Here is a 4457-nt window from a genome sequence, read left to right as displayed (position 1 = left end):
GACAGGATTCCTGTGTTAGAGAAGAAGAGCGGCGGGGTTTTGTCGAAGATTTTTGGTAAGAGGAGATAAGATGAGAGATAACTTATTTGTAAGAACTTTTAAAAATAGGTTTGTGCCTATTGTTTTGGTGACTTTTTTGTTCGGAATTACTATGATTTGCTACGATGTTATGTGGGTGAGACCTGTGTACAGCGTGGATTCTAAGGTTGTAGTGAGTGCAAAAAGCGGCAACACTTCCACTACTCAGATAGAAACTGTGAAATCTTTGGTTAAATCGAGAATGGTGTTGACTGAAGTGAAACAAAACTTGAAATTGAAGCCGAATGTTGAGGATTTGGCTAAAAAAATTAGCATTTCTGATGAAAACTCAAAGATTGTTAGTATAAATGTTGAGGATACTGTGATTCAACGTGCAAGAGATATTGCAGATGAATTGGCAGATATCACAGTTAAAAACTCTACTGATGAATATAAAGTTGAGGTGTTGGAATACTCTTCATCCCCTTTAAAAGCTGTGTCTCCAAATTTGGTTAGAGATACTTTATTGGCTTTACTTGTAGGGTTTTTAATTTCATTGATAATTTGTATGGTGAGGGAATCTCACGATGATGTCATGAGAGTGGGCACTAATGTTGAAGATTTGGGAGTAAGTATTATTGGGGATATTCCTTATGTTGATGAAAGGGGTGCGATGATAGATGAAGGATAAGACTTTGTTTAATGAACAATACAAATATCTTAGAACTAATGTGAAGTTCGCAGGGGCAAATATCAAATCTATCGTGGTTACTTCGGGATATTTCGGAGAAGGTAAGACTTCTGTGGCTGCTAACTTGGCGAAAAGCTTCGCTTTGTCCAATCACAAGGTTGTTATTGTGGATATGGATTTGAGAAGGCCAAGTTTGAGGAATTTCTACGATATCGACACTGAAATCGGCGTTACAAATGTTGTTGTGAACAAGATGGATTTCAATCTTGCTATAAGTCACGATGAATCGATATGGGATTTGGATATTATCCACGCTGGAGCTATTCCTCCAAATGCGAACGAACTTATTTCAAGCGATTCTATGAAGAATTTTATTCGTATTTTAGAAGATAACTACGATTATGTGATAATCGATACTCCTCCAATCGAAGCTTATTCCGATGCTGTTGTATTGTCAGCGATTTGCGATGCGACTTTGTTGGTGTACAAGGTTGGAGAAACTAAAAAGAGCGACATCGAAAAATCTATCGATTCAATTAGAAATGTCAACGGCAATTTGATAGGACTTGTACGTATTAATGAAAAGTAATTATAGGCTGACTGATTTTAGGCAAATCAGTTGGCTTATTTTTTATAGAGAGGAAAATTATGATTGAAAAATTACGCGAAAGGTCTCAAACGGTGTTGTTGAAGCCTTCGATTAGAGTGCTGTATCTGAGAAAACTTAGAGGTTCTGTAAAAAATCACAGGGAAGAGATAATCTCAGTGTTGAAGAAAGATATCGGAAAAAGCGAATATGAAGGTTTTATGACTGAGTACGCAACTGTGATGCAGGAGTTAAATTTCTTCATCAATAACACTATAAAACTCGCAAGAGCGAATAACACTTCTTTTGATTTGCTGACTTTCCCAAACAAAACGGAAATCAGAAACAGAGCATATGGTGTGTGTTTGATTATCAGTCCGTGGAATTATCCGTTTAATTTGAGTATGATTCCTGTGATTGATGCGATTGCCGCTGGAAATAGTGTGTATTTGATGATGAGCAGGAAGAATCCTAAGGTTAGAGAACTTATGAAAGAAGTTTTGAAGCCTGTGGAGGATGTCGTTCATCTTGAAAATGACAAAAGTTATGATGAGGTGTTGGAAGAAAAGTTTGATTTCTATTTTTTCACTGGTAGCAAAAACAGAGGACAGGCTGTGTATAAGAAAGCAGCTGAGAATTTGAAGCCATGTGTGTTGGAATTGGGTGGAAAAAGTCCTTGTATTGTGGACAAAGATGTCGATTTGGAAGATACAGCGAAGAAGATTTGTTGGGCGAAGTTCACAAATTCTGGACAAACGTGTGTGGCTGTGGACTATTTGGTGGTTGAAGAAAGCATCAAGGATAGGTTGCTGCATTATATACTGAAGGAAATCGACGAAAATTATTCTGATATATCTCAGATGTCTAGGATAAAAACAAAGGCGAAATACGATGAGTTCAGACGCATTATGATGGATAGGACGGACAGAATCGGTGGGAAATACCACGATGGTGAGATGATTATTGAGCCGTGTGTGTTCACTGATGCGACTTTTAATGATGAAATAATGAAAGATGAGATATTTGGACCGTTGTTGCCGGTGATTTCGTACTCTGATATCGATGCGATGTTGATGCACATCAGAAGAATGGACAATCCGTTGGCGTTTTATGTATTCACTAAGGACAAGAAATTGTGCGACTATATCACGAATTCTGTGGGCTTTGGTGGAGGATGCATCAACGATTGTATGATGCACATCTCCAACAATAAGGCGCCTTTTGGTGGATTTGGAAATAGTGGACTTGGTCATTATCATGGCAAATGGGGATTTGACACTTTTTCACACAAACAATCAGTCTATGTTTCCAGAAAAGTCGACAATCCATTTAGATTCAAACCATTTACTGCCAAGAAACTAGATTTAATGAAAAAATTCCTCGGCTAATTAAGACGAAGGCTACAAGATAAATAAGTGAAATCAATGGAATATTGATGGTGAATTTCTTCTTGTATAATTTGTGTTTGAAGATTACCATGGAGTTCAACGCTCCGATGAATCCACCGATTATGCACAGGAATATCAGAATATTTTCAGAGATTCTGTATTTGTTGTGAACGGCTTTTCTTTTATCTATAAGGAAGGCTAGGAAAGTTATTAAATTGATTATTAAAAAATATATACTAAACATAACATCACCCAAAATTATTGTACCATAAGGAGAGATATGAGATTAGATAGAATGCTTAGCGAGATGAAGATCGCAACTAGAAAAGAGATAAAACAAATGGTGAAGAAGGGGATTATCACGGTGAATGATGTGACTGTGAAGAAGTCCTCTGAGCATATAGATGAAAACAACGACGTGGTGAAAATCTACGACGAGATCATTGAATACAGGAAGTTTTTGTATTTCGTGATGAACAAGAGAAAAGGAGTTACAAGTCATTCGAAAGATCCTATGCACAAAACTGTGATTGACGATATGGGAGAGCTTTGTGTGTTTGATTTGAGCCCTGTGGGAAGGCTTGATTTGGATACGACAGGGCTATTGATTATAACGAACGACGGTAAATTTGCTCATAATTTGATTTCTCCGAAAAAAGATGTGTCGAAGAAATACAAGGTTACTTTGAGAGATAAGGTCGATGAGAAATACAACGAAACGTTCGAAAAAGGAATCAAGCTTATGCCGGAAGATATCATCACGAAACCTGCTACGATGGAAATTATCGACGATTATAATTGTTACCTTACAATAAAGGAGGGTAAATATCACCAAGTCAAGAGAATGTTTGAAAAAGTTGGCAATGAAGTTGTGGAACTTCAAAGAGTCCAAATAGGTGATTTTAAATTGCCAGATGATTTGGAAGAGGGAGACTTCAGAGAACTTACTGATGAGGAGTTAAAAATCCTTGGGCTAGAAGAAGAATAAAGAAAAAATCTCAATTTAACGTAAAAGTTGAATTGAGATTTTATTTTGTGCGCCTTTTTTTGAGGACGTATTTGTATAATGTGTCGAAAAACAAAAACAACGAATAAGCACCAGGGTCTATCACTCCAACGGAATAAATGGCGTTGTGACGTGCTTTTCCTTTCTTTGCAGACATTTCTGATGTTTGTTCACAAGCCATCTTGCAATCTACACTTATTTTTTTCATTAATCTAATTGTATTTTCATTTTTATTGTTTTCAAAGCTTTCAGATGCAGCGTGAATGCAATCTAAAATTGTTTTGTCATTTAGCTTACAATTTCCAACTAGTTTCACAGATTCATTTGTGATTTTCAAAATTTCACCGAACATTTTACGGTCCAATTCGTCTTTGCCATTTGTGTAATCTGAAATCTTATCAAAAACATATGAGTATATAGGTGCTGTGGCACCTTTTACTTTGTATGTAAATAGAAATGATAGATTTTTGAACTGCTTAGAAATATTTTCATCTTTAAAGTCGGGAAATTGTATAAAAAGTTCGCCGAAACCATTATTTAAATTGCTACCGTGATCTCTATTACTCAAATTCTCGTCCAATTTATTTAATAAGGAGCAATTAATCATCAAACATTCCTGATACATCTCGAAAACTTTGTAAATATCGTAATTTGTAAATCCCATAAGCACCCCTTTCTTACTTAATATTATACATGATTACAGAAAATTTTAAAAAAATTTCAAAAAACACTTGACAAGTATGATTTAGGAGCGTATACTGTAATAGT

At 35.9% G+C, this 4457-nt stretch carries 6 protein-coding genes; 4 read left to right on the top strand and 2 right to left on the bottom strand.

Annotated features, from left to right (window positions below; translation table 11 throughout):
- Nucleotides 1-70 precede the first annotated feature (70 nt).
- Genes KHW44_RS06775 through KHW44_RS06765 form a run of 3 tightly spaced genes read left to right on the top strand, consistent with a single transcriptional unit; the run spans nt 71 to nt 2683 of the window.
- A complete protein-coding gene (locus KHW44_RS06775) occupies nt 71-709 on the top strand; it encodes a YveK family protein (protein ID WP_294684838.1) in 639 nt (212 codons plus the stop codon).
- On the top strand, nt 699-1298 hold the full coding sequence (locus KHW44_RS06770; protein WP_294684839.1) for a CpsD/CapB family tyrosine-protein kinase: 600 nt from the start codon (nt 699-701) through the stop codon (nt 1296-1298). Before KHW44_RS06775 ends, KHW44_RS06770 begins: the two co-directional genes overlap by 11 nt.
- Nucleotides 1299-1357: 59 nt before the next feature.
- Nucleotides 1358-2683 (top strand): aldehyde dehydrogenase family protein, encoded by a 1326-nt coding sequence (locus KHW44_RS06765; RefSeq protein WP_304067574.1) that lies wholly within the window; start codon nt 1358-1360, stop codon nt 2681-2683.
- On the opposite strand, the gene KHW44_RS06760 is transcribed toward KHW44_RS06765, so the two are convergent.
- On the bottom strand, nt 2640-2927 hold the full coding sequence (locus KHW44_RS06760; protein ID WP_304067571.1) for a DUF1294 domain-containing protein: 288 nt from the start codon (nt 2925-2927) through the stop codon (nt 2640-2642). The genes KHW44_RS06765 and KHW44_RS06760 overlap by 44 nt on opposite strands.
- A gap of 36 nt (nt 2928-2963) precedes the next feature.
- On the opposite strand from KHW44_RS06760, the gene KHW44_RS06755 reads away from it, so the two are divergent.
- A complete protein-coding gene (locus KHW44_RS06755; protein ID WP_294684843.1) occupies nt 2964-3671 on the top strand; it encodes a pseudouridine synthase in 708 nt (235 codons plus the stop codon).
- A 40-nt stretch (nt 3672-3711) separates the two neighbouring features.
- Here KHW44_RS06755 and KHW44_RS06750 read toward each other — a convergent pair whose 3' ends face one another.
- A complete protein-coding gene (locus KHW44_RS06750) occupies nt 3712-4353 on the bottom strand; it encodes a dihydroxyacetone kinase subunit L (RefSeq protein ID WP_294684844.1) in 642 nt (213 codons plus the stop codon).
- Nucleotides 4354-4457: the final 104 nt, after the last annotated feature.

The organism is Finegoldia magna (assembly GCF_018371055.1).
Taxonomy (GTDB): domain Bacteria; phylum Bacillota; class Clostridia; order Tissierellales; family Peptoniphilaceae; genus Finegoldia; species Finegoldia magna_I.
The sequence above is the reverse complement of the archived record's forward strand: the minus strand, read 5'-3'. Positions and strand labels throughout refer to the sequence as shown.